At 63.4% G+C, this 26,201-nt stretch carries 29 protein-coding genes and 1 tRNA gene; 9 read left to right on the forward strand and 21 right to left on the reverse strand.

Annotated features, from left to right (window positions below):
- A partial coding sequence (locus AC0L2L_RS28105) for a hypothetical protein (RefSeq protein WP_473583149.1) occupies positions 1 to 189 on the forward strand: 189 nt, incomplete at its 5' end.
- Positions 190 to 246: 57 nt separating this feature from the next.
- Positions 247 to 331 (forward strand) — tRNA-Leu (locus AC0L2L_RS28110).
- Positions 332 to 451: 120 nt separating this feature from the next.
- On the opposite strand, the gene AC0L2L_RS28115 is transcribed toward AC0L2L_RS28110, so the two are convergent.
- Together AC0L2L_RS28115 and AC0L2L_RS28120 are read right to left on the reverse strand one after the other, a co-directional pair.
- Positions 452 to 1,033: a GDYXXLXY domain-containing protein gene (locus tag AC0L2L_RS28115; protein WP_473583151.1), complete on the reverse strand. Its 582-nt coding sequence runs from the start codon at positions 1,031 to 1,033 to the stop codon at positions 452 to 454.
- Positions 1,030 to 2,148 (reverse strand): DUF2157 domain-containing protein, encoded by a 1,119-nt coding sequence (locus tag AC0L2L_RS28120; RefSeq protein ID WP_473583152.1) that lies wholly within the window; start codon positions 2,146 to 2,148, stop codon positions 1,030 to 1,032. Before AC0L2L_RS28120 ends, AC0L2L_RS28115 begins: the two co-directional genes overlap by 4 nt.
- A gap of 235 nt (positions 2,149 to 2,383) precedes the next feature.
- Between AC0L2L_RS28120 and AC0L2L_RS28125 the strand changes: the two genes are divergently transcribed.
- The 5 genes from AC0L2L_RS28125 (at position 2,384) to AC0L2L_RS28145 (ending at position 5,176) form a co-directional block, all read left to right on the forward strand.
- Positions 2,384 to 2,524: a DUF1127 domain-containing protein gene (locus tag AC0L2L_RS28125; protein WP_084508102.1), complete on the forward strand. Its 141-nt coding sequence runs from the start codon at positions 2,384 to 2,386 to the stop codon at positions 2,522 to 2,524.
- Positions 2,525 to 2,575: 51 nt separating this feature from the next.
- Entirely contained in the window at positions 2,576 to 2,716 is a 141-nt protein-coding gene (locus AC0L2L_RS28130) for a DUF1127 domain-containing protein (protein WP_084508100.1), read from the forward strand.
- A 379-nt stretch (positions 2,717 to 3,095) separates the two neighbouring features.
- Entirely contained in the window at positions 3,096 to 4,505 is a 1,410-nt protein-coding gene (gene trmFO, locus AC0L2L_RS28135; RefSeq protein WP_473583153.1) for a methylenetetrahydrofolate--tRNA-(uracil(54)-C(5))-methyltransferase (FADH(2)-oxidizing) TrmFO, read from the forward strand.
- Between the two features lie 73 nt (positions 4,506 to 4,578).
- Positions 4,579 to 4,881 (forward strand): type II toxin-antitoxin system ParD family antitoxin, encoded by a 303-nt coding sequence (locus tag AC0L2L_RS28140; protein ID WP_473583154.1) that lies wholly within the window; start codon positions 4,579 to 4,581, stop codon positions 4,879 to 4,881.
- Positions 4,853 to 5,176 (forward strand): type II toxin-antitoxin system RelE/ParE family toxin, encoded by a 324-nt coding sequence (locus AC0L2L_RS28145; protein ID WP_473583155.1) that lies wholly within the window; start codon positions 4,853 to 4,855, stop codon positions 5,174 to 5,176. Before AC0L2L_RS28140 ends, AC0L2L_RS28145 begins: the two co-directional genes overlap by 29 nt.
- A gap of 9 nt (positions 5,177 to 5,185) precedes the next feature.
- On the opposite strand, the gene AC0L2L_RS28150 is transcribed toward AC0L2L_RS28145, so the two are convergent.
- From AC0L2L_RS28150 to yajC, 7 genes are all read right to left on the reverse strand, one after another.
- Positions 5,186 to 6,136, reverse strand: a complete 951-nt coding sequence (locus AC0L2L_RS28150) for a sterol desaturase family protein (RefSeq protein ID WP_473583156.1) — start codon at positions 6,134 to 6,136, stop codon at positions 5,186 to 5,188.
- Complete coding sequence (locus tag AC0L2L_RS28155; protein ID WP_473583157.1) at positions 6,136 to 6,561, reverse strand: hypothetical protein; 426 nt, start codon at positions 6,559 to 6,561, stop codon at positions 6,136 to 6,138. Before AC0L2L_RS28155 ends, AC0L2L_RS28150 begins: the two co-directional genes overlap by 1 nt.
- Positions 6,562 to 6,641: 80 nt before the next feature.
- Positions 6,642 to 7,508, reverse strand: a complete 867-nt coding sequence (locus tag AC0L2L_RS28160; protein ID WP_473583158.1) for a phytoene/squalene synthase family protein — start codon at positions 7,506 to 7,508, stop codon at positions 6,642 to 6,644.
- Complete coding sequence (locus AC0L2L_RS28165) at positions 7,509 to 7,898, reverse strand: Mth938-like domain-containing protein (protein WP_473583159.1); 390 nt, start codon at positions 7,896 to 7,898, stop codon at positions 7,509 to 7,511.
- A 123-nt stretch (positions 7,899 to 8,021) separates the two neighbouring features.
- Positions 8,022 to 10,571, reverse strand: a complete 2,550-nt coding sequence (secDF, locus tag AC0L2L_RS28170; RefSeq protein ID WP_473583160.1) for a protein translocase subunit SecDF — start codon at positions 10,569 to 10,571, stop codon at positions 8,022 to 8,024.
- Between the two features lie 88 nt (positions 10,572 to 10,659).
- Positions 10,660 to 11,673 (reverse strand): SecDF P1 head subdomain-containing protein, encoded by a 1,014-nt coding sequence (locus AC0L2L_RS28175; protein WP_473583161.1) that lies wholly within the window; start codon positions 11,671 to 11,673, stop codon positions 10,660 to 10,662.
- A gap of 52 nt (positions 11,674 to 11,725) precedes the next feature.
- On the reverse strand, positions 11,726 to 12,064 hold the full coding sequence (gene yajC / locus AC0L2L_RS28180; protein WP_149802852.1) for a preprotein translocase subunit YajC: 339 nt from the start codon (positions 12,062 to 12,064) through the stop codon (positions 11,726 to 11,728).
- A 253-nt stretch (positions 12,065 to 12,317) separates the two neighbouring features.
- Between yajC and AC0L2L_RS28185 the strand changes: the two genes are divergently transcribed.
- Positions 12,318 to 13,190 carry an ATP-binding protein gene (locus AC0L2L_RS28185; protein ID WP_473583162.1) on the forward strand — a complete coding sequence of 291 codons (873 nt, stop codon included), beginning with the start codon at positions 12,318 to 12,320 and terminating at the stop codon, positions 13,188 to 13,190.
- Between the two features lie 9 nt (positions 13,191 to 13,199).
- On the opposite strand, the gene AC0L2L_RS28190 is transcribed toward AC0L2L_RS28185, so the two are convergent.
- A complete protein-coding gene (locus tag AC0L2L_RS28190; protein WP_473583163.1) occupies positions 13,200 to 14,021 on the reverse strand; it encodes a helix-turn-helix domain-containing protein in 822 nt (273 codons plus the stop codon).
- A gap of 111 nt (positions 14,022 to 14,132) precedes the next feature.
- Here AC0L2L_RS28190 and AC0L2L_RS28195 point away from each other — a divergent pair, with 111 nt between their 5' ends.
- Positions 14,133 to 15,023, forward strand: coding sequence for an NAD-dependent epimerase/dehydratase family protein (locus AC0L2L_RS28195; protein WP_473583164.1), 891 nt, complete (start codon positions 14,133 to 14,135; stop codon positions 15,021 to 15,023).
- Positions 15,024 to 15,129: 106 nt separating this feature from the next.
- Here AC0L2L_RS28195 and AC0L2L_RS28200 read toward each other — a convergent pair whose 3' ends face one another.
- From AC0L2L_RS28200 to AC0L2L_RS28250, 11 genes are all read right to left on the reverse strand, one after another.
- Positions 15,130 to 16,638, reverse strand: coding sequence for a peptidoglycan DD-metalloendopeptidase family protein (locus AC0L2L_RS28200; RefSeq protein ID WP_473583165.1), 1,509 nt, complete (start codon positions 16,636 to 16,638; stop codon positions 15,130 to 15,132).
- Between the two features lie 263 nt (positions 16,639 to 16,901).
- Positions 16,902 to 17,555: a protein-L-isoaspartate(D-aspartate) O-methyltransferase gene (locus tag AC0L2L_RS28205; protein WP_473583166.1), complete on the reverse strand. Its 654-nt coding sequence runs from the start codon at positions 17,553 to 17,555 to the stop codon at positions 16,902 to 16,904.
- Positions 17,556 to 17,568: 13 nt separating this feature from the next.
- Positions 17,569 to 18,327: a 5'/3'-nucleotidase SurE gene (surE, locus tag AC0L2L_RS28210; protein WP_140627262.1), complete on the reverse strand. Its 759-nt coding sequence runs from the start codon at positions 18,325 to 18,327 to the stop codon at positions 17,569 to 17,571.
- Positions 18,328 to 18,331: 4 nt separating this feature from the next.
- On the reverse strand, positions 18,332 to 19,636 hold the full coding sequence (serS, locus tag AC0L2L_RS28215) for a serine--tRNA ligase (RefSeq protein ID WP_473583167.1): 1,305 nt from the start codon (positions 19,634 to 19,636) through the stop codon (positions 18,332 to 18,334).
- Positions 19,637 to 19,742: 106 nt separating this feature from the next.
- Positions 19,743 to 20,606 (reverse strand): twin-arginine translocase subunit TatC, encoded by an 864-nt coding sequence (gene tatC, locus AC0L2L_RS28220; protein ID WP_473583168.1) that lies wholly within the window; start codon positions 20,604 to 20,606, stop codon positions 19,743 to 19,745.
- Positions 20,603 to 21,319: a Sec-independent protein translocase protein TatB gene (tatB, locus tag AC0L2L_RS28225; protein WP_473583169.1), complete on the reverse strand. Its 717-nt coding sequence runs from the start codon at positions 21,317 to 21,319 to the stop codon at positions 20,603 to 20,605. Before tatB ends, tatC begins: the two co-directional genes overlap by 4 nt.
- 83 nt (positions 21,320 to 21,402) lie before the next feature.
- The gene (locus AC0L2L_RS28230; protein WP_027167260.1) at positions 21,403 to 21,621 is read right to left on the reverse strand and encodes a twin-arginine translocase TatA/TatE family subunit; all 219 of its coding nucleotides are present in this window, start codon (positions 21,619 to 21,621) and stop codon (positions 21,403 to 21,405) included.
- Between the two features lie 179 nt (positions 21,622 to 21,800).
- Entirely contained in the window at positions 21,801 to 22,556 is a 756-nt protein-coding gene (gene scpB / locus AC0L2L_RS28235; RefSeq protein WP_473583170.1) for an SMC-Scp complex subunit ScpB, read from the reverse strand.
- A complete protein-coding gene (locus AC0L2L_RS28240) occupies positions 22,553 to 23,353 on the reverse strand; it encodes a segregation and condensation protein A (protein WP_473583184.1) in 801 nt (266 codons plus the stop codon). Before AC0L2L_RS28240 ends, scpB begins: the two co-directional genes overlap by 4 nt.
- A 62-nt stretch (positions 23,354 to 23,415) precedes the next feature.
- On the reverse strand, positions 23,416 to 24,435 hold the full coding sequence (nagZ, locus tag AC0L2L_RS28245; protein ID WP_473583171.1) for a beta-N-acetylhexosaminidase: 1,020 nt from the start codon (positions 24,433 to 24,435) through the stop codon (positions 23,416 to 23,418).
- A 134-nt stretch (positions 24,436 to 24,569) separates the two neighbouring features.
- The gene (locus AC0L2L_RS28250) at positions 24,570 to 26,174 is read right to left on the reverse strand and encodes an SPOR domain-containing protein (protein ID WP_473583172.1); all 1,605 of its coding nucleotides are present in this window, start codon (positions 26,172 to 26,174) and stop codon (positions 24,570 to 24,572) included.
- Between the last annotated feature and the right edge of the window lie 27 nt (positions 26,175 to 26,201).

Raw genomic sequence — 26,201 nt, forward strand, 5'->3', positions numbered from 1 at the left:
CCTAAATTACATATCCCTAAAATTCCCACCGCTTTTTTTACCCCTCATTCTATATTTAAAAAAATTTTCCCAAAAATCCACTGCCCCAAAAACCCCCCCGGGTTTTTGGGGCTAACGGCATGCATCGAAACAGAGACCAAAGCGCGTCGCCTGAAACCATTTTCGACGCGACGCGCTTTAGCCGGATAAGCATGACTTGGGCGCCGACATTGACAGAATGATGGCTACATGGGATTGCCGGGGAAAGCGGATGTGGCGGAATTGGTAGACGCCCTGGATTTAGGTTCCAGTGCCGAAAGGCGTGGGGGTTCGAGTCCCTTCATCCGCACCACCCTTCGCTCTGAAGAGCTTCGGGTGGCGAGCCATCCTGAGCTCGTCTGAGCGAAGGGTGTCCTCCGAAGCCTTGGCGAAGGAGGACGGCGCGTCCCCAGAGTCAACGCCAAAACTAACCCTAATAAAGCGGCTCCTCGAACAGCGCTTTCTCGCCATCCATCAGTGCCTTGATCTGTGCCGTGCCGTTGGCCGCGAGCGCGAGCTTGATGCCGAACGGCCGCACGCGCATGTCATTCTGGATCGCCATGCCCTCGCCTTCCGGCAGGTAGAAGCGTCCGATTCCATAGTCCGGCGCGATCGTCGTGTCGGGACTGCGAAGATCCCAGCCCGCCGCGACATGCCCGGCGATATCCGCCTCGTCCGCGCCGGCCGGAGCAGGCGCCTTGCCGAACCAGGCTGCCGTCGGCTGCCAGTAGCCGTCGCCGCCCCTCTTCAAACGCACCATGATCGAGCTGTCATCGCTGGAAAATGCGCCTTGCGGGACGTTGGCAATCAGCTTCACCGGGATCCGCGAAATATTGTTGTTGAGCGAGATATAGTCGCCGCGCAGGAGATCGCGCGGGTCGACCGGCTCGACTTTCAGCAGTACTTCCTTGCCGTTCCGCAGGATCGCCGCGCGGCCGGCGATGATCCAGCTGAGAAAGCCGATCTGGACAAGCGCCAGCACCAGCGCCGAGATGATCAGTTTCTTGCCGGTCATGCCGCTGCTCCCGTCTCGGCCGGCGCTCTCATGCGCTTCTCTATGCGGATGATGACCAGCGCCAGAATGCCGAGCAGCACCGCCGCCGCCAGGAAGAAGCCGGCCGTATCCAGCATCGACTGCAAGGTGACGCTGTAGATGATGGCGAGCTCGAAGGCGAAGCCGGCATAGGCCAGCCAGCGCAACCCCCTGCTCTCGCGGCCCGCCAGCATGATCGCCGAGACGATGCCGGCCAGCGCCACGATCGAGGCGACAGCGAAGCCGCTGTTGTAGGTGCTTTCATCCGCCAGCTCGAACTGGATCATGGCCAGGCCGGTCAGGAAGCCGAGCAAGGCGTGCAAGGGCAGGCGACCGCCAAGCTGAAGGATCCTGTCGATCGGGTCGCCCGCAAAAACCGCCGCGGCAAACAGCAACGCTGAGACGACGACCAGCGGAACGGCGATCCGCAATGTGCTGTGATCCCCGACTAGGAGCACGAGATAGAAAAGCACCGACGGGATGATCAGATGACGCGAGGCCTGGCTGCGTGTCCAGAACGAAACGGCAAACAGCACGATCGCCATGACGATGAAGAAATGCAGAAAGTCGGCACGGCCGAAAAAGTCGAAGCCCTTGAGGAACAGCCAGGCATCCGCGATGCCGACCGCCGCCACCGTGAGCGGGTTCGAGCGCAACGCCACGGCTGCCAGCCCCGTGCCGGCGCACCATGTCACCAGCGCCGAGGCTTCGTCACCGGAGAGATGATACATCTGGCCGATCAGCGCGATCGATCCGCCGAAGGCCGCGGCGGCGACGATCCACAGCGCCTCGCCGATCGCGGCATGGTCGCGGGTCTTCAGCACCGCGCCGCCGACATAGCCTGCAATAATGACGGCGAACAGCGCCGCAACTCGTGCCAGGCGCGGGATGGCCTCCCAATTGGCGGCGACGAAAATCAAGATCGCCGCGCCGAACAAGAGCGCAGCCATCATCGCCAGGATGGAGCCGAAACTAAGCGACGCGCGCTCGTTGGCGGCGACATCTTGCGTCAATGCTTCCGCCGTGGCGGGATCGATCAGCCCCGCCTCCCGCCAGCGGGCGATATCCGCCCTCACCCGTGTAGCATAGCCCGCCATGCAGATCCCCCAAAGCCCGGTCGTTTTCTAAGCCGGAACCGCCAAACCGTTGACGCGGCGGCATTTTCCGATTCGGCCTTCTTTGTGACGCAGGCGTGAATGGCCGTTAATGCTGCATTGCACAATTTGCATTGCTGCCATGCGCCAACGGCACTTTTAAACCGATATGATCCCACCTATTTTCTGTTCGTACACAAACGGAATGATCCGAAGCAAAGACGAAACGAGAACTACCATGAACCTGATCCGCAACTACCGCAACTGGCGCCGCTACCGGGACACCGTCTCCGAGCTGACCCGCCTGTCGAACCGTGAACTGACCGACCTCGGCATCAGCCGCAGCGACATCCACTTCGTCGCCCGCAAGGCGGTCTAATCCGCTTCGGACCGCAAATGGTCCGAACCAGTTTTGAAGAGAGTAACGACAATGAACCTGATCCGCAGCTATCGTAACTGGCGCGTCTACCGCGACACCGTTACCGAGTTGGGTCGGCTTTCGAACCGCCAGCTTCATGATCTCGGCATCGTTCGCGATGAGATCAAGATGGTCGCCCGCAAGGCGATCTAACCAGGGATTTCGCCAGGGTCGACCTCCTCCCCGACCCTGACGGATACGGTCAGCCTTCACCTCCTCCCGAGGGTTGACCACCAAAACGGCGCCCGCCGGACCTCCTCCCCCGGCGGGCGTTGTTCAGAAGCGAACGAAGTTCGTCTTCCAGGGGTTTCGCCCCCTCTAAAAAGCGAAATGAATTTCGTCAAAGCCGACCTCCTCCCCGGCAATGACGAATAAGGTCGATCTTCACCTCCTCCCGAGGATCGGCCCCCAAAACGACACCCGCCGGACCTCCTCCCCCGGCGGGTGTTGTTTTTTTGGCGTCTGATTTCCCGCCACGTCCGTTGCCGCCCGGCAATTGCAATCGGGCCGCCAAGCGATTATTCCGGCGCACATGAGCAAAAATCCTGTACACGTCATCGGCGGCGGCCTCGCCGGCTCCGAGGCCGCATGGCAAATCGCCGAGGCCGGCGTCCCCGTCGTGCTGCATGAAATGCGCCCGGTGCGCGGCACCGACGCGCACAAGACCGACGGTCTGGCCGAGCTTGTCTGCTCAAACTCCTTCCGCTCCGACGATGCCGAGAACAACGCGGTCGGCCTGCTGCACGCCGAAATGCGGCTTGCGGGCTCGCTGATCATGAGCGCCGGCGATGCGCACCAGGTTCCGGCCGGCGGCGCGCTGGCCGTCGACCGCGACGGCTTTTCCGATGCCGTCACCGCGAAGATCGAAGCGCATCCGCTGATCACCATCCAGCGCGAGGAAGTGCCCGGACTGCCGCCCAAGGAATGGGACCAGGCGATCATAGCTACCGGCCCGCTGACGGCGCCCTCGCTGGCGCAGTCGATCGCGGAAGCCACCGGCGCCGATGCTCTGGCCTTCTTCGACGCGATCGCGCCGATCATCCATTTCGACACCATCGACATGGATACCTGCTGGTTCCAGTCGCGCTACGACAAGGTCGGCCCCGGCGGCACCGGCAAGGACTACATCAACTGCCCGATGGACAAGGAGCAGTATTTTGCCTTCATCCAGGCGCTGCTGGATGGCCAAAAGACCGAGTTCAAGCAGTGGGAAGGCACGCCCTATTTCGACGGCTGCCTGCCGATCGAGGTGATGGCCGAGCGCGGCGTCGAGACGCTGCGCTACGGGCCGATGAAGCCGATGGGGCTGACCAACGCCCACAATCCGACGGTCAAGGCCTATGCGGTGGTGCAGCTTCGCCAGGACAATGCGCTGGGCACGCTCTACAACATGGTCGGTTTCCAGACCAAGCTGAAGCATGCCGAGCAGGTGCGCATCTTCCGCACCATCCCGGGGCTCGAAAACGCCGACTTCGCGCGCCTCGGCGGCCTGCATCGCAATACATACATCAACTCGCCGACGCTGCTCGATCCTTCGCTGCAGCTGAAATCGCGGCCGGGCCTGCGCTTCGCCGGCCAGATCACCGGCTGCGAAGGCTATGTCGAGAGCGCCGCGATCGGCCTGCTCGCCGGCCGTTTCGCCGCCGCAGAGCGGCTTGGCCAGGCGCCCTCGCTGCCGCCGTCGACCACCGCCTTCGGCGCGCTGCTCAACCACATCACCGGCGGCCATATCGTCTCGGATGACGAGCCAGGCAAGCGCTCCTTCCAGCCGATGAACGTCAATTTCGGCCTGTTCCCGCCGGTCGAAGCGCCGAAGATCGAAGGCAAGCGCCTGCGCGGTAAGGACAAGACCGTCGCCAAAAGGCACGCCATCACCTCGCGCGCGCTGGCCGATTGCCGCGGATGGCTGGGGCTGCCAGCGCAGGCGCAAGCTGCGGAATAAGCTTTTCGGTTCCGGTTGGACGACCCATATAAAGTAGGATATCGTCCTACTTTATATGCATGGAGGCAATGCCATGGAAGCCGCCGAGAAACTGTCGATCACCGTCACGCCAGCCATGGCACGAATGATCCGTGAAAAGGTCGAGGACGGCTCCTTCGGCTCGGCAAGCGAGGTGATCCGCGCCGCGCTTCGTGCCTTCCAGCGCGAGGAGCAAGAACATGCCGAGCGTATGGCATCGATCCGGGCACGGGTGAAGGCATCGATCGAGGACAAGAGGCCAGCCGTCCCGCTCGATGAGGCAATCGACCGGGTAAAGAGCCGGATTTCGCAACTGGCGCGAGACAATGATGATCCAGCGTCTCGCCGTCGTTCTTAGCGAAGCAGCCATAGCCGACCTCGAAGCCATTGCCGCCTATATCCTTGAGAGCGGAGGCAGCGAAAGCGTCGCCAACGGTTTCATCGATCGGATAAGAGAGCGCTGCCAAAGTATCGGTAATGCCCCATGGGGCGGCCGCCTAGGCGAGGGTATAATGCAGGGGCTAAGGACAGTTCCGTTCGAGCATTCAGCGGTAATCGCCTATGTCATTGAGGGTGATAGCGTATTTATCGTCAACGTCTTCTACGGCGGCCGCGACTTTGAAGCGCTCATGCGTGGCGACAATCCATCCTGACGGGGCTAACTACTCCGCCGGCTCTGCACCCGCCGCCGGCAATCCCGGCTTCCCCGCCTGTGACGGATTCCTCCGCACATAAGCCGCCTTCAGCGTTTCCGACGTGTCGCGCGAGCCGTCATGGCTCCAGCCTGGCGGCTGGATAAGATAATTGAGCCGCTGGCGCAGCGTCAGTCCCGGCGTCAGTGCATCCTTGAACATGCCGATCCATTCGTGGAAGGCCACCTTCAGCGGGTTGAAGGTGCCGATGTTCTTGACGATGCCGTAGCGCGGCCGGTCCTCCTCCAGCTCCTCGACGAAAGTGCCGAACATGCGGTCCCAGATGATCAGCGTGCCGGCGAAATTGGCGTCGAGATAGCGCGGATTGGTGGCGTGGTGGACGCGGTGGTGCGACGGCGTGTTGAAGATGAATTCGAACCAGCCCCACATCTTGCCGATCGTCTCGGTGTGGATCCAGAACTGCCAAACCAGGTTGAAGCCGAAGACGAAGGCAATCACCGCCGGGTGGAAGCCGAGCAGCACCAGCGGTGCCTGCAGCATGAAGGTGAAGGTGAACAGGCCGGTCCAGCTCTGCCTGAGCGCCGTCGAGAGGTTGTAGTGCTGGCTGGAATGATGGTTGACGTGCTCTGCCCACACCCAGCGCACCCGATGCGCGATGCGATGATAGACATAATAGCGCAGGTCATCGAGCAGGAAGGCGGCGACGAACACCCAGATCGACAGGCCCAGATTGAAGAAGCGGAACTGCCACACCCACAGCAGCGCCCAATAGGACACCACGCCGAGCAGGAGGCCGGCGACGACATTGCCCGTGCCCATCATCAGGCTGGCCAACGTGTCGCGTGTCTCGAACGATCCCTTGGCGCGGCCGCTGCGCACCAGCCAGAGCTCGATCAGGATCGCCGCGACGAAGAAAGGAATGGCAAGCTGGGTGACCTGCGGGAAATTATACTGGTCCATCACGCCGCCTTTCGGTTCTGATCGCGGCCTTGCAGCGCCGCCGCCACGGCTCGCGCGCCGGCCTCGTCGGCAAAGACGAAACTGCCGCCTTTCCATGTGAAATCATTCAGCCGCAGCGAGACCACATTCCCTTCCCCGGCCAGCGCCAGGATGTCGTGCGGCGTGACGATGCGCGTCAGAAAACAGTCGCCGATGCTCTGGACGATGCCGCAGCGCTGCGGCCCGAGGTCGAGAAATGCCGCATGATTGTCGGCAGTCAGCCGCACGGCGCCCGGCTTTTCGTCGGCAAAATCCTCGGCAAAGCGTGCAAGCGCCTGATCCGCGCCGGCAAGCGTCGCGGTTGTCGTGCCGCCGGTGAAATGAACGGCCGCGACGGACAAAGCGATGCCGAACACGACTAGGATGACCAGGACTGGCAGGCTCATGGAAGGCGGCTCCTCCGGCGGCCCGCATTTCTTTGACGCGGATCCACGAGGCAGAATCCCTAGCACGATTGACGTTTACGTCAAAGGGGCGTCCAGCCCCGCATCGCATGACGCAAGAGCAGCCAGTGCCGGCGCAAAGTGGAGAGCGTCGCCGTCGCGTTGAGCGGCGACCCGCCCGCTTTCTCCATCCTATGGAGATAAGCGCGGGTCAGCGCCAGCGGCAGGAAGGCGGGCCGCAGCGCGACGGGGAGCGCCGGCGCGCCTTTCTCGAAGGCGTTGAGATGCTCGCGCGCCAATGCGATCATCGCCGCGACCGCGCGCTCCGCGGCGGCCCCGCCCTCTCCTTTGATGAACTCGTCCGGCGCTGTGCCGGCCGCCGCCAGGATGTTGGCGGGAACGAAGCACTGTCCGCGCCGGCGATGCAGCGGCAGCAGCAACAACAGGCCGGTGATAGCCTGCGCGCAACCGGCCCTGCCCGCCAGTTCGGCAAAGCGAGGCGCCGCGACCGGATCGAGCACTATCGCGGCAAGCTGGATCAGTGCTGCGGCCGTTTCGCCGCAATAGCCCTCCAGATCGGTCCGCGACGGCATCGGATCGTCATAGAGATCGAAAATCCGCGCCTCGAGCATGTTGTCGAAAGCAGCTTTCGGCAGCCGGTTGGCGATGATCGCAGCGCGCAGCGCATCGGCGATCGGATGGCCTGTCCCGGCATCCCCGTCGGCCGCGATGACGTCGCGCCACCATTGCAGCCTCACCTCGCCCGGCAGCGGCTCGTGGATGCGATCGCGCACGCCGGCGATTTCGGCGTTGAAGGCATAGAGCGCAAGCAAGGTGTCGCGTTTGCCGGCCGGCGCGTAGAGCGCCGACAGATACCGGTCATGGTCGGCGGCGCGCACCGCATCGATGACGATGTCGCCATTCCTGCCGATGTTGGAAGTGCCGGCCATTCAATCGACGGCAATCAACGCCGCGGCCACGGCGCGATCCTCGGCCAGGAGCACATTGTAGGTCCGCACCGCCGCTCCCGTCGACATCGGGTCGGCCGAGATGCCGGCTTCCTTGAGCGCTGCGCGCAGCGCGGCCGGCAGCGGCCGCAGGTCCTTGCCCATGCCGACCAGCAGGATCTCCACCTTGCCGGCCTCGGCGAACAGCCTGTCGAAGTCCGAGGCCTTCAGCGCCAGCGGATCGGCCGGCTCCCAGCCATGGATGCCTGACGGCAGGACGAGCAGCGACCCGCGATGCGACATGTCGGCAAAGCGAAAGCCGCCATTGCCATAGGCCTCGATCGGCGCCTTGCCCGGGAAATGCGCCTCGCGGATGATGATGCCTTTGGCCATGGGACTAGAGCATGATGCCGAAAAGTGTGGAGCGGTTTTCGGACGACATCATGCTCTATCCCTTTGATTAAAGCCGGATGATTTCAGGTCGAACAGACTTGAAATCATCCGGCTCCGACGGCGTCAGGTCGCCACGGCCTTGCCATTCACCGGCTTTTCCTCTTCCGTCGTCGCGGCCTGCGGCCGCAACTTGAACAGGATCAACAACGGCGCGGCGATGAAGATCGACGAATAGGTGCCGAACACCACGCCAAACAGCATCGCCAGCGTGAAGGAGCGGATCACCTCGCCGCCGAACAGCACCAGCGCCAACAGCGCCAGGGACGTCGTGACAGACGTCAGCGTGGTTCTCGACAGCGTCTCGTTGATGGCGTTGTTCAACAGCTGCGGCAGCGGCATCTTCTTGTATTTTCGCAGATCCTCGCGGACGCGGTCGTAGACGACGATCGTATCGTTCAGCGAATAGCCGATGATGGTCAGGATCGCAGCCAGCGAGGACTGGTTGAACTCCAGCCCCGTCAGGACGAAGAAGCCGATCGTCATCACCACGTCGTGCACCGTGGCGACGATGGCGCCGACCGCGAACTGCCACTCGAAGCGGAACCAGACATAGAGCAGGATGCCGGCCAGGGCGACCAGCATGGCGATCGTGCCCTGCTTGGCAAGCTCGCCGGAGACGGTCGGTCCGACCACCTCGACACGGCGGAAGTCGTACTGGTCCTGCAGTTCGCCCCGCACCTTGTCGATGACGGTCTGCTCGGCATTCTCGCCGGCGTCCTGCGTGCCGACGCGGATCAGGACGTCGTTCGGCGCGCCGAACTGCTGCACCTGGATCTCGCCGATGTTGAGATCGGAAAGCCTGTTGCGGATGTCGCCGAGATCGGCGTCGCCCTGCTTGGACTGCACCTCGATTATCGAGCCGCCCTTGAAGTCGATGCCGTAGTTGATGCCGAGGGTCAGGAATCCGACAACCGAGAGGATGGACAACGTGCTTGAAAGCGCAAAGGTCCAGCGGCGGATGCCCATGAACGGGATCTTGGTGCCCGGCGGGATGAACGTGACCGGAGCGCGCGGCAGTTCCTTCGGGCGGGCGCGGCGCAGCCAGATCGACACCAGCATGCGGGTGAAGGTGAAAGCGGTGAAGACCGTGGTCAGAATGCCGATCGCGTAGGTGATCGCGAAGCCCTTGACCGGACCTGTGCCCAGCCAGAACAGCACCACGGTGGCGATCAGCGAGGTGACGTTGGAGTCCACGATCGTCGCCAGCGCCTTGGAGAAGCCGGTGTCGATTGCCTGGATCACCGAGCGGCCGGCTCGTCGCTCCTCGCGGATGCGCTCATAGATCAGAACGTTGGAGTCCACCGCCATGCCGATGGTGAGCACGATACCGGCGATACCAGGCAGAGTGAGCGTGGCGCCCAGCAGCGAGAGCGCGCCGACGATCATCGCCACATGCACGGCCAAAGCAACATTGGCGAGGAAACCGAGGAAGCCATAGGCAACGAACATGAAAGCGACGACGAGGATCGAGCCGATCACACCCGCCACCTTGCCGGCATGGATCGAGTCCTGACCGAGGCCGGGACCGACCGTGCGCTCTTCGATGATCGTCAGCTTCGCCGGCAAGGCGCCGGCGCGCAGCAGCACGGCAAGATCGTTGGCGCTTTCCGCTGTGAAATTGCCGGATATCTGGCCGCTGCCACCGAGGATCGGCTCGCGGATAACCGGCGCCGAAATCACCTGATTGTCGAGAACGATGGCGAACGGCTTGCCGACATTCTGCTGCGTCGCCTGGCCGAACCGCGTCGCCCCGCGCGAATTGAAGGTAAACGAAACGACCGGCTCATTGGTCTGCGAGTTATAAGTCGGCGTCGCATTCGACAGGTCTTCACCCGACACGATGACGCGGTTCTCGACCAGATAAGGAACAGGAGGATCGTCCTGTGAATAGAGGACTGAATCGCCCGGCGGCGGGCGGTTCTTCATCGCATCCTGAACCGGCACCGACGTATCGACCATCTGGAACGTCAGCTTGGCGGTCTGGCCGATGATGTCCTTGAGCCTTTGCGGATTCTGAAGCCCGGGCACCTGGACCAGGATGCGGTCGTCGCCCTGCCGCTGCACGATCGGCTCGGTGGTGCCGAGCGCATTGACGCGCCGCTCGACCACCTCGATCGCCTGCGACAGCGCCGTCGACGTGCGATATTTGATGCCCGCATCCGTAACGGTGAACTTCAACAATCCAGGCTCGGAATCGTCCAGCGTCATCGACTGCACGGCGCCGCCGGCAAAGAGACCAGCCGTGACCGGATTGGTTATCGGCTTGAGCGCCGTCTTCGCGGCTTCGACCTGGCTCTGATCGTTGACGCGCACCTGCACGGTGCGGCCCGTTCCACCAAGTCCGGTATATTGGATCTTGGCGTCGCGCAGCAGCGTCCTGATCTCATCGCGCGTTGTCTCCAGCTGATCCTTGATCAGATCGTTCTGGTCCATCTGCAGCAGGATGTGCGAACCACCCTGGAGGTCGAGGCCGAGCGTCATCTGCCGCTTCGGCACCCAGCTCGGCAACTGCGCCAGCATGCTTGCCGGGAAAAGGTTGGGCGCGGCGAGGATCACTGTGATGGCCACGGCCAGCCAGATCAGGATCATCTTGAGGCGCGAGAAATAGAGCATTCGTGTTATCCGTTCAGGCGTACAAGCGGCAGCGTTCCGCCATCGGCTCGGTTGTTGGCTATCGTCGTCATTTCAACCACGGCCGGCCCTATCGTGCTTCCTCGACGATTGTCAATCGCGCCGGCAACGCACCGGTGCGAAACAACAGGGCAAGTTCGTTGGCGCTTTCAGCCGTGAAATTGCCCGATATCTGGCCCGTGCCATGTTCGATGGGCTCGCGGATGATCGGCGCTGAAATCACGTGATCGTCAAGGATCACGGCAAATGGCTTGCCGATATTCCGCGTGGTCGCCCATTTAAAACGTTGCGTACCCTTCGAATCGAGCCGGAATGCGACGACAAACTGTTCTGTAGACCCGTCGCGGGTCGCTTCCGCGTCCAGCACACTGTCGCCCGAGACAAGCACCCTATCTTCGATCAGATAGGGAACTGGCGGATCATCCAGGGTGTAAAGCACCGTTGAACCGGCAGGCGCCTGGCCATTGACCGCATCGTCTACGGGCGTCGAAGTATCGACCAATTGGAAGCTCAGTCGGCCTTGCCGAGCGAGGGTTTGCGCCAAGCTGTGCAAATCCGCAACGCTTGGCGCCTGAACCAGTATGCCGTTATCCGTCAACTGGACCGCGGGATCGGCCACGCCAAGTTCGTTGAGGCGATTTTTGATGATCTCTATCGACTGTATGAGTGCGGCATAGGTTCGATACTTCGCGCCGGCATCAGTCATTGTAAACTTCAACAGGCCGCGCTCGCTATCGTCCAGCGCAAACTCCTGGACCGGACCTTCCTTGCCGGCAATAGGATCGACCACCGCCTTGAGTGCCGCTTTGGCGGCCTCGACTTGCCCTGGATCGCCAATGCGCAGTTGAACCGTGAGGCCCGATACAACAAGGCCGCTATAGCTGATACTGGGTTCGGCGTCGCGAAGCAGCGTCCTGATCTGGTCGCGCATTGCTTCCAGCCGGCGGCTTTTTACCTGGTCCGTATCGAGGTGAAACAGAATATGCGCACCGGGCACCGCGGCAAGAACATTCGACGCGCCGAAGACCATTGAGATGAGGGCAAGCCCCATCATCATGACCCTCAGGCGCGAAAGATAGACCATATGCCGCCGTTCGTCAGAACTCTGCCCGCGGCTATCGCCGCCGGGGTTTCACCTACTTCTTGGCGTTCTGGTTCGCCACCGGCTCGCCCTTGACGCGCACGTCCGAGATCGTCGAGCGCAGCGCCGTCACCTTGGTTCCGCCGCCAAGGTCGATTTCCAGCTCATTGTCGTCGATCACCTTGGTCACCTTGCCGACGAAGCCGCCGCCGGTCACCACCGTGTCGCCGCGGCGCACCGCCGACAGCATTTCCTGGCGCTTCTTCAGCTGCGCGCGCTGCGGCCGGATGATCAGAAAATACATGATCACGAAAATCAGGACAAACGGCAAAATCGATATGAACATGTCTGGCGAGGCGCCGATGCCTTGGGCGTATGCCGGTGTAACAAACATCGAGAAACTCCTGGATATGAAATACCGCCGGGGCGGCCCCGCGAAAATTTGGCCGGAATATAGTCGGTAACGTTGCCAATGCAACTGCGCTGCGAGCCGAATCCGTTGCTTTTCCAGCCGTTTGGCGCGTGCTAGAGCGTCGCAGTCGCGTTCGCCGAAAGATCATGCTCCAACAAAAGCTTGGGGCTGGTTCTTGCAGTACCGCCGCGAAACCTGCTTCGACAAACCGGAATGCCTGAACAAAAGAACTGATATGACCGACAGCCTGGACGCCCTGAACAAGAAACTCGACCGCCTGATCGAGGCGGTTTCCCGCCTCGCCCCGCCGCCCGTTCCGCAAACCGATCTCGGCGTCGCCGAATGCTTCGTCTGGCAGGCCGAACCCGGCTATCTGGAGCCTGTGCGCAAGGTGAACCGCGTCGATATCGGCTTGATCCGCGGCGTCGACCGCGTGCGCGACATCCTGCTCGACAACAGCGAGCGCTTCGCCTCGGGCTATGCGGCCAACAATGTGCTGTTGTGGGGCGCGCGCGGCATGGGCAAGTCGTCGCTGGTCAAGGCCGTGCATGCCACCGTGAACGCCTCCGACAAGCTCGACCGGCCGCTGAAGCTGATCGAGATCCACCGCGAGGATATCGACACGCTGCCCAAGCTGATGGGCCTGTTGAAGGCGGCTCCCTATCGCTTCATCCTGTTTTGCGACGACCTGTCCTTCGACCATGACGACACGTCGTACAAATCGCTCAAGGCGGCGCTCGAAGGCGGTGTCGAAGGCCGGCCCGCCAATGTCATCTTCTACGCCACCTCCAACCGCCGGCATCTGTTGCCGCGCGACATGATCGACAATGAACGCTCGACCGCCATCAACCCTTCCGAAGCGGTGGAGGAAAAGGTCTCGCTCTCCGACCGTTTCGGGCTGTGGCTCGGTTTCCACAAATGCTCGCAGGACGAATATCTCGACATGATCGACGGCTATGTCCGCTACCACGGCCTGGCGATCGACCCGGAACAGCTACGCGCCGAGGCGCTGGAATGGGCGACGACGCGCGGCAGCCGTTCCGGCCGCGTCGCCTGGCAGTTCACCCAGGACCTCGCCGGCCGGCTCGGAAAGCCGCTGAAGGACTGAAGCGTGATGTCATTTGGGCGAGTATGCCCCGCGCACGTCGCGCGGCGTTTGGCCGATCTCGCGGCGCATCCAATGCGCCAGATGTGACTGGTGCGCGAAGCCCGTCAATGCCGCAACCTCGCTTGTGCTAAGGTCGCCTCGCCGCAGCAGAACGCGCGCCCGTTCCACGCGACGTCGCAACACGTAGCGATGCAAGGTGACGCCCATAGCCGCCTTGAACCATGTCCGCAGGTGCGAACTGCTCGCGCCGGCAACCCGGCTCAGTTGATCAATCGAAAGCGGTTCGTGGAGAGCGGTCTCGATGTGCTCCAGGACACGCTTGAGCTGGGTGTCCGACAACCGGTCTATTCGAACCAGGTCTGGACCATCGAGGCCAAGCAGCCTCACCGCAAGCGCGGCGCCAATGCTGTCGGCAAACAAAGGGCCACTCGGCGCGTCTGCATCGAGATCGCTCTGCAGTGCTCGAGCGAGATGTTGGATACGCTGGTCGCGAAGCAGATGGCGCATCTCGAGCCGCGATGCTCGCGCCCTGCCGCCAAGTTCCGCGGCGACCCTTTCCATCAAGGCTGGCTGCAAGACGATCTCCATCGTGTCGAACGGGGTTTCAGCCTCGAAACCGCCCTCCTCGCCAGCCGGCACTAGGTCGATATCGCCAGCGCGCCTGACAAAATATCGCCCGACCTCATTGCAGTAGGAGCGCGTCGCCACGCTTGCATGCACCATAATGCGATGATGTGGCGCTCGGGCCAGACGATAGACGCCTGCTTCAATATGCCGGGAAACCATAGCTACGTCGGACGAGGATCGGGCCGGAGCGAATTGCGGACGCATGCTCTCTCGATTCATGGCAAAACCTGCTCAAGATTTGGCAATTCCCGCGCGATTTTCAACGCCGCGAACTTGTACTTCCGCCTCTCCATCAAGCTTGGAAGAGAGGTTGCCATGAGTTTTTATGTTGTTGTCGGTGCGGGCCCGGTTGGACGCGAGACGGCTCGCCTGCTTGGCGAAGAAGGCCATGATGTCGTTCTCACGAGCCGAAGCGTCGGTTCGAACGCGTTGCGGAACGTGCGGGCCATACGGGCCGACGCCACGGACGCTTCAGAACTGTCGCGTATCTGCCGAGGCGCCGATGCCATTTTCATGTGCGCCATGGCCACATATCATCGATGGCCAACCGACTTTTTCCCGATAATCGACGGCACCGTGCGCGCCGCGGAAGCGGTAGGCGCGAAACTCATCGTGCTCGGAAACCTCTATGGCTATGGGAAAAATACCGATAATCCGCTTCGTACCGACATGCCGCTGGACCCGAGTTCGAAGAAGGGAACCGCCAGGACGATCATGTGGCAGCGGGCGGTCCGCGCCAGCGTACCGGCGCTCGAAGTACGGTCCAGCGACTATCTCGGACATGGCGCGATCAGCTACTTCTCACTGGTCGCGCTGCCCTCCATCATCGAGGGCAAGCCTGTCGCCTTCATCGGAGACCTCGACGCGACTCATGCCTGGACCTTCACCAAGGACGTCGCCAGGACACTTGTCGCGGCCTCCCGCTACACGGGCGAATGGGGACGGGCGTTTCATGTCCCCTCCCACCACGCCTCGCCCCGCGAGCTCATCCGGAAAACCGCGGCAATGCTCGGACGGGAGATTTCTGAGACACGCTCCTATTCCGTCCCCGAGATGGAAGCGCTGGGCATGCATGAGCTCATCGAGATGAGCTACCTCTTCGAGAGCCCCTTGCTGGTTGATTCCTCAGACGCCGAAGCGCTTTTAGGCGTGAAGGCAAGCAGCCTTGAAGAGATGATAGCCGACACGCTCCGTGATCATCTCTAAGCCCTGCGTCAGGCATCTTCCGCGTCTGAAAAAGCCCGCCCCTTTCGGAGCGGGCTGGAGACGGCGGGCCGGACTGGAGGTCAGACGGCCCGCAAGGGTTCTTGTTCTATTCGAGATAGCCGGACGGATCGACCGGGGCCGAGTTCTTGCGCACTTCGAAGTGCAGCTTCGGCGAGTCGGTGGTGCCGCTCATGCCGGACAGCGCGATCTCCTGGCCGCGCTTCACCTTCTGGCCGCGCTGCACCTCGATCGAGCTTGCGTGGCCGTAGACGGTGACCAGGCCGTTCTCGTGCCGCACCAGCACGGTGTTGCCGAACTCCTTGAGGCCGTCGCCGGCATAGATGACGACGCCATTCTCAGCCGCCTTGATCGGCGTTCCTTCCGGCACCGCGATGTCGACGCCGTCCTTGCCGGAGCCGAAGCCGGAGATCACCCGGCCGCGCACCGGCCAGCGCATCTTGCCGATGCCGGTCGCGTCGGGCGCCACCGCATCGTCATCCTCGGCCTGCTGGATGACCTTGGCATCCTTCTTCGGCGGCGTGTAGGAGGCGAGCGTCTCGGTGGTCTTCGCTGGCGGCTGCGTCGTCGCCGTCGTCACCGGATCGACCGCAGCAGGCTTGGCTGCGGCAACAGTCCCGCCGGTCGGGACCTTGAGTGTCTGGCCGATCTTGAGCAGCCCGGCCTGCATGCCGTTGGCCTGCTTCAGCGCCACGACGCTGACGCCGGTCTTCCTGGCGATCGACGACAGCGAGTCGCCCTGCTGGACAGTATAGGTGCCTCCGGCGCCGGCGGGCTTGGCCGCTGCTACCTGCGGCGCTGGCTTGGGATTCTTGGAACCCGTGGCCGCCGCCGACGTATCAACCTGGGCAGCCGACTTGCCGTCCTTGATCTTCGGCTGCTGTGGCAGCACCGCGACCTTCTCAGGCGCACCGGCAGGCTGCTTCGGGGTATTCACCGGCTTGCCTTCGGCGACCTTCGGCTCCGCCTTGCTCGAATAGGCATAGGCAGGGATGACGATCTTCTGGCCGCTGCGGATGCCCTTCTTCGGATCGATCCCGTTGACCTTGGCGATGGCGTCGGCCGGCACGTGGTAGTGCGCCGCCAGGCCCGAAAGCGTTTCGCCATCCCGGACCACGATTTCGGTCGCGTGCGGCGTAGCGCTTGCATTGCGCACGGCATCGGGCTCGGCGGTCTTGAACGGCTTGGCCGGCGCAACGGTGCCTGTGGTCGCCCTGTCGACATGCGGCGCGGGCGCAAGGGCTGGAGCCGGGGCAAGGGCGGGAGCCGAAGCGGTGCGCATCGGCTTGACGGAAGCCGGCGCCGATGGAGGCGGCAGCTGCTGGGCCGTGACCGGGTCGAGGCTGGAGCGGCTCACCGACTGGGTGTGAGTGCCGTCGACCGGCGCAGGCGCGGCCGTGTCGCCCGGATAGGGCTGGTCGGCATTCTGCTTGTTGATGATGGCGCGCTGATTGTTGGTGGATGACGTGAAGACGTCATCGACACCGTTGAAACGCATCGACTGGGAACTGCACCCGGCCGCCGCGCCCGCAATCATGAGCACCGCGCAACCGCGCGCCAGATTGCGTCTGTTTGCCTTCAAGTGATTGAATTGCATCGCACTAACCCGCACAGACCCGGTACAAACTGGCCATGATTAAAGCGCGTTAATGTTACTGGCCGGTTAACCCATTAGAATCCGGCGAAAATTTTCTTAAAATATTTGGGCCGGCGTCGGGGCGAGCTGAGATTCAGGTCAGGCCGAGTCGAGAATGGTGGTCTCCGAGAACCGGAGCGGAGCGTACTTGACGTACGTGAGCACCGGAAGCGCAGGAAGCCGCCACTTGCAGGCCGGGCTCACCTGAATCCCAGCCCAGCTAGCTAGATCACCGCAGCGACGCTGCGCAGGATCGGCTGCAGCCTGACCATGCCGATGTCCTCGCGCTCGAAGCGGCTGCCGACCTTGGTGAGCTTGGCCAACACCTGCTCACCCTCCTCCGGGCCGATCGGAGCGATGACGATGCCGCCGCTCGACAGTTGGTCGAGCAGGAAGCGCGGCAGGCTTTCGAAGGCCGCCCAGGCGACGATACGGTCGAACGGCCCTTCGTTGGGCAGGCCATTGGAACCGTCGGCCTGGCGGACGATGACGTTGGTTATGGCGAGCGCCTCGAAGCGCTGCTTTGCTTGCTCGGTCAGGGTCTTGTAGCGGTCGATGGTGATGACGCGCGCGGCAAGCCTCGACATGACCGCGGCCGTGTAGCCCGAGCCGGTGCCGACCTCGAGCACGCGGTTGCCCGGCTCGACCTGGAGCGCGGCGATCACGGCCGCCTGCAGATCGGCGCCCTCGATCGCCTCGCCGCATTCGATCGGCAGCATGCCGTCCGACCAGGCGATCGCGTGGAACTGGGCCGGCAGGAAACCCCGCCGCGGCGTCGCCTCGAAGGCGGCGACCAGCGCCTTCGGCGCCGTACCCCTGCCCCGCAGCCGTAGCAGGAAAGCGGCGAACCCTTCGCGGTCGTCGATGGCCATGTTCATGCCAAAACCTCATTCATGACAACGCCTTGGTCAGTTGGTCGCGGAGTTCATGGGCGGTGAGGTCGAGTTGCAGCGGCGTCACCGACACCAGCCGGTTGCGCAGCGCGTGGAGGTCCGTGCCTTTCTTGCCTTCGACCGGCTCGCGGCCGAAGCGCAGCCAGTAGTAAGGCAGGCCGCGCCCGTCGCGCCGTTCGTCGACCCACAGGCTGTGCACCAGCTTGCCCTGCGCGGTGACGACGGTACCTTCCACCTCGTCGGGCGCGCAGTTCGGGAAATTGACGTTGAGCAGCACGCCCTCCGGCAGCGGCGTTTCCACCAGTCTCTTGAGCAGCGCCGGCGCCAGCGCCTCGGTCGTCTCATAGGGGACGACGCGATCCTCGCCGACATAGGAATAGGCCTGGCTCACCGCGATCGAGCGCACACCGAGCAGCGCGCCTTCCATGGCGCCCGCCACCGTCCCGGAATAGGTCACGTCGTCAGCGATGTTGGCGCCGGAATTGACGCCGGACAGGATGAGGTCCGGCGGTCCGGGCAGGATCTTTTTCGTGCCCATGATGACACAGTCGGTCGGCGTGCCGCGCACGGCATAGTGCTTTTCGCCGATCTTGCGCAGCCGCAATGGTTCGGAGATCGACAGTGAATGCGCATAGCCCGACTGGTCCTGCTCCGGCGCGACCACCCAGACATCATCCGACAGCGTGCGGGCGATGCGCTCGAGCGACGCCAGGCCTTCGGCGTGGATGCCGTCGTCGTTGGTCAGCAGGATGCGCATGGATTCACTTCGGACCGATCTTCGCGAGACCACCCATGTAAGGCCGCAGCACTTCAGGAATGGTTACGCTGCCATCCTCATTCTGGTAGTTTTCGATGACAGCAATAAGAGCGCGGCCGACGGCTGTGCCCGAGCCGTTGAGCGTGTGCACGAAGCGGTTGCCCTTGCCGTCCTTGTCCTTGTAGCGGGCGTCCATGCGCCTGGCCTGGAAATCGCCGCAGACCGAGCAGGACGAGATTTCGCGATAGGCGTTCTGGCCGGGCAGCCAGACCTCGATGTCATAGGTCTTGCGCGCGCCGAACCCCATGTCGCCGGTGCATAGCGTCATGGTGCGGAACGGCAGGCCGAGCCGCTTCAGCACTTCCTCGGCGCATTGCGTCATGCGCTCATGCTCGGCGATCGAGCTTTCCTGGTCGGTGATCGAGACCAGCTCGACCTTGTAGAACTGGTGCTGGCGCAGCATGCCGCGCGTATCGCGGCCGGCCGAGCCCGCCTCCGAGCGGAAGCACGGCGTCAGCGCCGTGTAGCGCAGCGGCAGCTTTTCGTGGGCCGTGATCTCCTCGCGTACTAGGTTGGTCAGCGGCACTTCGGCGGTGGGGATCAGGCCCAGGCGCCCATCGCCATGCGGCGCGAAGAACAGGTCTTCCTCAAATTTCGGCAGCTGGTTGGTGCCGAATAGCACCTCGTCGCGCACCATCAGCGGTGGGATGATCTCCTCATAGCCGTGCTCGGTCGTGTGCAGGTCCAGCATGAACTGGCCGAGCGCGCGCTCCATGCGCGCCAACTGGCTCTTCAGCACCGTGAAGCGCGAGCCCGACAGCTTCGCCGCCCGCTCGAAATCCATCATGCCGAGCGCTTCGCCGATCTCGAAATGCTCCTTCACCCAGTTCGGGCGCGTCGGCACCTCGCCGACGATGCGCTTGACGACATTGTCGTGCTCGTCCTTGCCAACCGGCACGTCGTCCAGCGGCACGTTGGGCAGCACCGCAAGCGCGTCGTCCAGCGCCTTGTCGAGCTCGCGCTCGCGTGCCTCCCCGCTCTGGATGAACGCCTTGATGTCGCCAACCTCGGCCTTGAGCTTTTCGGCAAGTGCCGCATCGCCCGAACGCATGGCGTTGCCGATCTCCTTGGAGGCGGCATTGCGGCGCTCCTGCTTGACCTGCAACTCGCTGAGATGCGAACGCCGTGCCTCGTCCCTGGCGACCAGATCGTCGACCGTGGACTGCGCTTCGTCCGCCGACCACGAGCGCTTCACCAGCGCATCGACTAGAGCCTTCGGGTTATCGCGAATCCATTTGATATCAAGCATGGTCGATCCTCAAAAGTAAGGATCGAGGGCGTAAACCGCATCCGCCATCGATGCAAGACGGCGGCTATGCGGGCTGCCGCGATTTTCCCGGCTTGACCGGCTCTGGCTAGGTCGAGGAGGCGTCCGGCGTATCGCTCGCGACCGAACCCCCCGCCTCCGCCTTTTCGCGCGCCAACCGGTCGCGTGCCTGGCTACGCTCGATCATGCGCGACGACCAGATGGCGACTTCGTAGAGAATGATGGTCGGAATAGCGAGGCCGCACTGGCTCAACGGGTCGGGCGGCGTCAGCACCGCGGCGACGACGAAGGAAAGCACGATCGCCCATTTGCGCTTTTCGGCCAGCGCCTGCGACGACAGTATGCCGACGCGCGTCAAGAGGCTGGTCACCACCGGCAGTTGGAACACCAGGCCGAAGGAGAAGATCAGCGTCATGATCAGGCTGAGATATTCCGACACCTTCGGCAGCAGCGAAATCTGCACCTGGTCGTTGGTGCCCGTCTGCTGCATGGCCAGGAAGAACCACATCACCATCGGGGTGAAGAAGAAATAGACCAGCGAGGCGCCCATCAGGAATAGGATGGGCGAAGCGATCAGGAACGGCAGGAAGGCGCTGCGCTCGTTCTTGTAGAGGCCCGGCGCGATGAATTTGTAAATCTGCGTGGCGATCAGCGGGAAGGCGATCACCATGCCGCCGAACATGGCAAGCTTCACCTGCGTGAAGAAGAATTCTTGCGGCGCGGTGTAGATCAGCTCGACCTTGTGCGGGTCGAGGCCTGCCCACTGCGTTGCCCATTTGAACGGTACGACCAAAAGGTTGAAAAGCCGCTTGGCGAAGAAGAAGCAGACGAGGAAGGCGACGAAAAAGCCGCCCAGCGACCAGATAAGGCGGCGGCGCAGCTCGATGAGATGTTCAATCAGCGGCGCCGACGATTTCTCGATTTCTTCCTTTTCCTTGTCCGAAACGCTCACTTGGCGGCTCCCGCCGTCTTCTTGGCGTCAGTTGTCTTCCTGGCGGCCGGCTTCTTCGCGGCAACGGGCTTTGCCTCGGCCTTGGTCGTGGGCGCTTTGGCCGGAGCCGGCGAGGATTTGGTGGGCGCCTTCACAGTCGGTGCCTTCGATGCCGCTGCCGTTTTCGCCGCGCCTGCCAAGCCGGCCGTCTTGGCCCTGGCGGTCACAGCCTTTTTCACCGGCTTGGCAGGCGCGGCGGTTTCCGAAACGGGTGCTGTGACGGACGCGTCGGTCATGGCCGGAAAGGTCGGCGCCGCCGGATTGATCTCGGTTCCATTGATACCGGGCATGTCCGTCGCGCCGTTCTTGAGCGGCTCGGCGGCCTGCGGCGTCTCTGCCGCCGGCGCCGCCGGATCGGTGGCCGGCTTCGGCTTCATCATCGTATCGACGCCGGCCCGCACATCGGCCGCGGCCTGCTCGAACGGATTGAGCTGCTTGCGCACCTCGTTCATCGGATTGAGGCCGCGAAGACTATCGATCGAACTCTTCACGTCGTCGAGTTCGGCTTCCTTCAGCGCTTCGTTGAACTGCTTCTGGAAGTCGCCCGCCATGGCGCGCAATTTCGCCGCGGTGCGGCCGAAGGTGCGCAGCATGTTGGGCAAATCCTTAGGCCCGACGACCACGATCATGACGACCGCGATCACCAGCAGCTCGCTCCAACCGACTTCGAACATGACAATCTATTCCGACGAGTGCATGCCGCCCAAAAATGCGAAGCGGTTTTGGGACAACGGCATGCTCAAAGCAACAACCGAGATCAGCTCTTGCTGACCTTTTCCTTGGCCGGCGAAACAGTCTCGTCAGCGCGATGCTCGACGGTACGCTTGTCGTCGGCGTCGTCGTCAGCCATGCCCTTCTTGAAGCTCTTGATGCCCTTGGCCATGTCGCCCATCAGTTCCGGGATCTTGCCGCGGCCGAACACCAGAAGCACGATGACCAGCACGATCATCCAGTGCCAAATCGAAAATGAACCCATTGCCAATCTCTCTCGAATGTTTTCCCTGGCGTTGATCTATGCGTTTTCGCTCGGGGATTCAAACACAACCGCCATGAAGTTGATAAAATGGCTAGCGGATGTCACGCACTTTCGGCGTGAGCGTCTTGCTACCAATCCGCGCAGCCTCTGCTAATAGATCATTCGCGGCGATTTGATGGTCAGTCGTCTGTGACGCGTGGCGTCAGCAGCCCGAGTTCCTCGAGGTCGATATCGGTCAGCGCGTCCTCGTCCTCGGCGAGCGCGTCGGGATCGGCCGGCGGCACCGGCATCGAGAAATTGGCAGGCATGCGCGTCGACAGCAATCCCGCGCCCTTCAGCTCTTCCATGCCGGGCAGATCGCGGATCTCCTCGAGTGCAAAATGGTCGAGGAAAGCATCGGTGGTGCCATAGGTCACCGGCCGGCCAGGCGTACGGCGGCGGCCGCGCATCCTGACCCACTCCGTTTCCAGGAGCGTATCGAGCGTGCCCTTCGACGTTTCGACGCCTCTGATGTCCTCGATCTCGGCGCGCGTGACCGGTTGGTGATAGGCAATGATCGCCAGCACTTCGAGCGCCGCGCGCGAGAGCTTTCTTTGCTGGACGGAGTCCCGGCTCATCAGGAAAGCCAGGTCGCCGGCGGTGCGGAAGGCCCAGGCATCGCCGACCCGCACCAGGTTGACGCCGCGCTTGGCATAGATTTCTTGCAGGTCGGCCATTGCTGCGGCGATGTTGACGCCGTCCGGCAGGCGCGCGGCAAGCTGCTTTTCGCTCACCGGTTCGGCGCTGGCAAAGATGATCGCCTCGGCCATGCGCACGGCCTCTGACAGCTGCAGCCGCTCGGCGGGGTTCTGGGGGGAGCCCTGCTCGGCCATCTCTTCTTCCGGTTCGTCCTCGACCTTGAACGGGATGACCGAAGCATTGGCGCGTTCGCTCATGATACCACCTCGACTGCCCTGACCCCTTGCGCGCGGCCGCGCAGATAGATCGGCGCGAACACCTGATCCTGCCGCACTTCCAAACTGCCCTCGCGCACCATTTCGAGCGTCGCCGCGAAGGAACTGGCCATCGCCGTGCGCTTCTCTTCCGGCGCCGCCAGATACTCGATCAGAAAGCTGTCGAGCGTGGTCCAGTCGCTGACGGAGCCGATAAGCCTTGCCAGCACCTCGCGCGCATCCTTCAGCGACCACACGGCGCGCCGGGCGATCGTCACGTTGTTGATCGCCTGCTTCTGGCGCTGCTGCGCATAGGCGGTGAGCAGATCGTAGAGCGAGGCCGAAAAGCTGTTGCGCTTCTCGATGATGACCATTTCCGGCATGCCGCGCGCGAAGACATCGCGGCCGAGGCGGTTGCGGTTCACCAGTCGTGCAGAGGCGTCGCGCATGGCTTCAAGGCGCTTCAGCCGGAATTGCAGCACCGCCGCCAGTTCCTCGCCGCTTTCGCCCTCCTCGCCCGGCTGCTTCGGGATCAGCAGCTTCGACTTCAGGAAGGCGAGCCACGCCGCCATCACCAGATAGTCGGCGGCAAGCTCCAGTCTGAGCACCCGCACCTTCTCGACGAAGGCCAGATACTGCTCGGCTAAAGCCAGGATCGAAATGCGCGCCAGATCGACTTTCTGGTTGCGGGCAAGATGCAGCAGAAGATCGAGCGGACCTTCGAAACCCGCCACGTCGACGACCAGCGACGGGTCGCCGGTCAGGCGTGAATCGTCGTTCTCGGCCCACAGACGGTCCATCGGTGCGGCCTTCGCAGCCTTGCTTTCCAATGTCTCCGCCACTTGCCTTTCGTCCCTTCGGTTCAGGCCACCGCTTCGAAATAGGTGGCAAATTCAGCGCGTATCGCCATTTCGTCGGCGACATCGCGGTTCTTTATATAGGTCAGCGCCCGCTCGGCGCGCTGCAAGGACTTGCCCGACAGCGCCGTCGTGCGCGACGCGATCCCGGACATCTCCTCGAAAACGCCGTTGCAGTGAAGGACGAGATCGCAGCCGGCCGCAAGGATCGAGGCCGCCTTTGTCGGGAAATCCCCAGAAAGTGCCTTCATCGAGGTGTCGTCGCTCATCAGGAGCCCGTCGAAGCCGATCTCGCCGCGGATCACTTGATTGACGACCTTGGCGGAAGTCGTCGCCGGATTGTCGGGGTCGACGGCGCTGTAGACGACATGCGCGGTCATCGCCATCGGCAGTTGGTTGAGCGCCTTGAACGGGGCGAAATCATGCCGGCGCAGCTCCTCGATCGGCGTATCGACGGTCGGCAGCGCGAAATGCGTGTCGGCAAAGGCGCGGCCATGGCCGGGGATATGCTTCATCACCGGCAGCACGCCGCCCGACATCAACCCCTCGGCCGAGGCGCGGCCAAGCTCGATCACGGCATTGGGCTCCTTGCCATAGGCGCGCGCGCCGATGACGTCGCTGGCGCCTTCGACCGGCACGTCGAGCACCGGCAGGCAGTCGGCGGTGATGCCCAGGCGGGAAAGATCGAAGGCATGCAGCCGCGCCATCAGCCAGGCGGCGCGGCGGCCGGCCTCACGATCGTCGCGCCACAATGCGCCAAGCGCGCCGCCGGCCGGATAGTTCGGCGCCAGCGGCGGACGCAGGCGCTGCACCCTGCCGCCTTCCTGGTCGATGAAGACCGGAGCGTCCGGGCGACCGACACAGTCGCGCATCGCGGCGACCAGGTCGCGGATTTGTCCGGCCTCGCCGATGTTGCGTGCAAACAGGATGAAGCCCCACGGACGTTCGTCGCGATAGAAGCGGATTTCGTCCTCGGTGAGGGATTTCCCGGCGCAGCCGAGGATCATGGATTTTGATTCGCTCATGCACGCAAGCTTAAGGCTTTGGCCGGGCAAAGGGAATCACCCCTGGCCTCGCACCAGCCGAAGCCCACAACCGTCCACAACGAAAAGCCGGCGCGGCCTTGCGGCGGCGCCGGCTTCTTGGAAGCTGAAATCGATCAGCGCGATACGAAGCAGTTGCCGCCGGCCGCCTTGTAGCTGGTGCAGAGCGCGATCGCATCGTTGCGCGACTGGGCTGGAACACGGACGCGATAGAAGGTGCCCTTGCCCGCGACCTCGGCCTTGACGATGTTGGCGGTCCGGCCGGAGAGCACGCCGCCATAACGGCGCTGCAGGTCCTGATACGTCGACTGCGCGCTTTGGACCGTCGGCTGCGAGGCGATCTGCATCGACCACGAGCCGCCGCCGGCCGCTACCGCCGGATCGATGGAAGCGACCTGGTCCGGCTTGACCTCGCCGACGATATCGACCGGCTGGTCGGACGGGCGTGCCGGCGCCACCGGCACGGTTGCCGGTGTGTTGGCCGACTGCGCCTTGGCTTCGGTCTTCTTCGCAGGCTTTACCGGCTTGACTGTCGGTGCCTCGGCCTGGTCCGCGTCGGAAGCCACGGTGCCCGTCTGCTGGCCATCGGAGGCCGCCGCGACATGCTGCGGCGCCGGATCGCTCGGCTCGGCCGCCGCGACCTTCGGCGGCGCGGCTGGAGCCGGGTCCTCACGCGCCACCAGCGAGCCGTCAGGCTTCACCATCATGGTCTTCACCTTGCGCGGGGCGACGGCGACGACGTCGTTGTTGGCGGTGTTGTCGGCGTCCTGCTGCAGCACCTGGGCGATCCGGTCTTCCGACTTCGGCGCCGGCGCTGCGGGCTGCGCGCTTTCCGGCGCGGCCGCCTGGGTGTCGCGAGCAGGCACGGCCGTTTGCGCGACGCCGGGCAACGCTGTGTCGGGATTGCCCGCGGCGTCCTTGCCGGCCGAGGCGTCGGTATCGCTGGGTGAAAGATCGACCACCCGGCTCGGCGGCGGTTCCTTCGATGCCAAATCCACGGGTTGCTCGGTGGTGTTCACCAGCTTCTGCTGCACCGGCTCGGCGGGCTTGGCCGAGGCACCCCCCTTGGCCACCGCGTCATAGACCTTGTTGTCCTGGTTCGGCACCACCGCGCCGCCCGGATTTTCGGGCTTCACCTTGATCGGCGAATTGTCGGCCTTGACGATCACCGGAGCCTCGCTGCCGCCTTTGCCGCCGAAGGAGAAGGCAAGCGCGCCAAGGCCGCCGAGAACCACCACGGCACCGACGAGCCCCGCGATCATCATACCGCGCCGGCGCGGCTGTGCCGCCTCGCGCTCGCCGAGCCCGGGGATAGCCATCGCTTCTTCGAGATCGGGATCGTAGTCGAGCTCGTCGGTAGCGAAATCGTCCGATTGCGAAACCGGCCGGCTGCCGGGCAGGTCGTCAGCGTCGGAATCGTTCGCCTGGGCAAACGCAGCCGGGGCCACTGGAGCCGCCTGGGCCTCGGAACGCAAGTCGCGACGGTCATAGCCGTTGAAGCCGGCATTGTAGGATTCGTCACCATAGCCCCGGCTCTGTGCGGGCGCCGATGCGATCTCGGTCGCGTTCATGTCGGTGAGCAGGCTGGCGAATTCCGCATCGAGATCGTCGTATGCGGCTGCGGCCGGCTGGTCCTCTTCGAAGCTGAGCTCCGGAATGTCGAGGTCGTCGGCGAGCGCGACCACGCGCTCCGGCACATCGACGGTCTCTACATCCGGCATGTCGTCATGCTGGTGGGCTTGCGGCGC

It is taken from the genome of Mesorhizobium sp. WSM4832 (assembly GCF_055811115.1).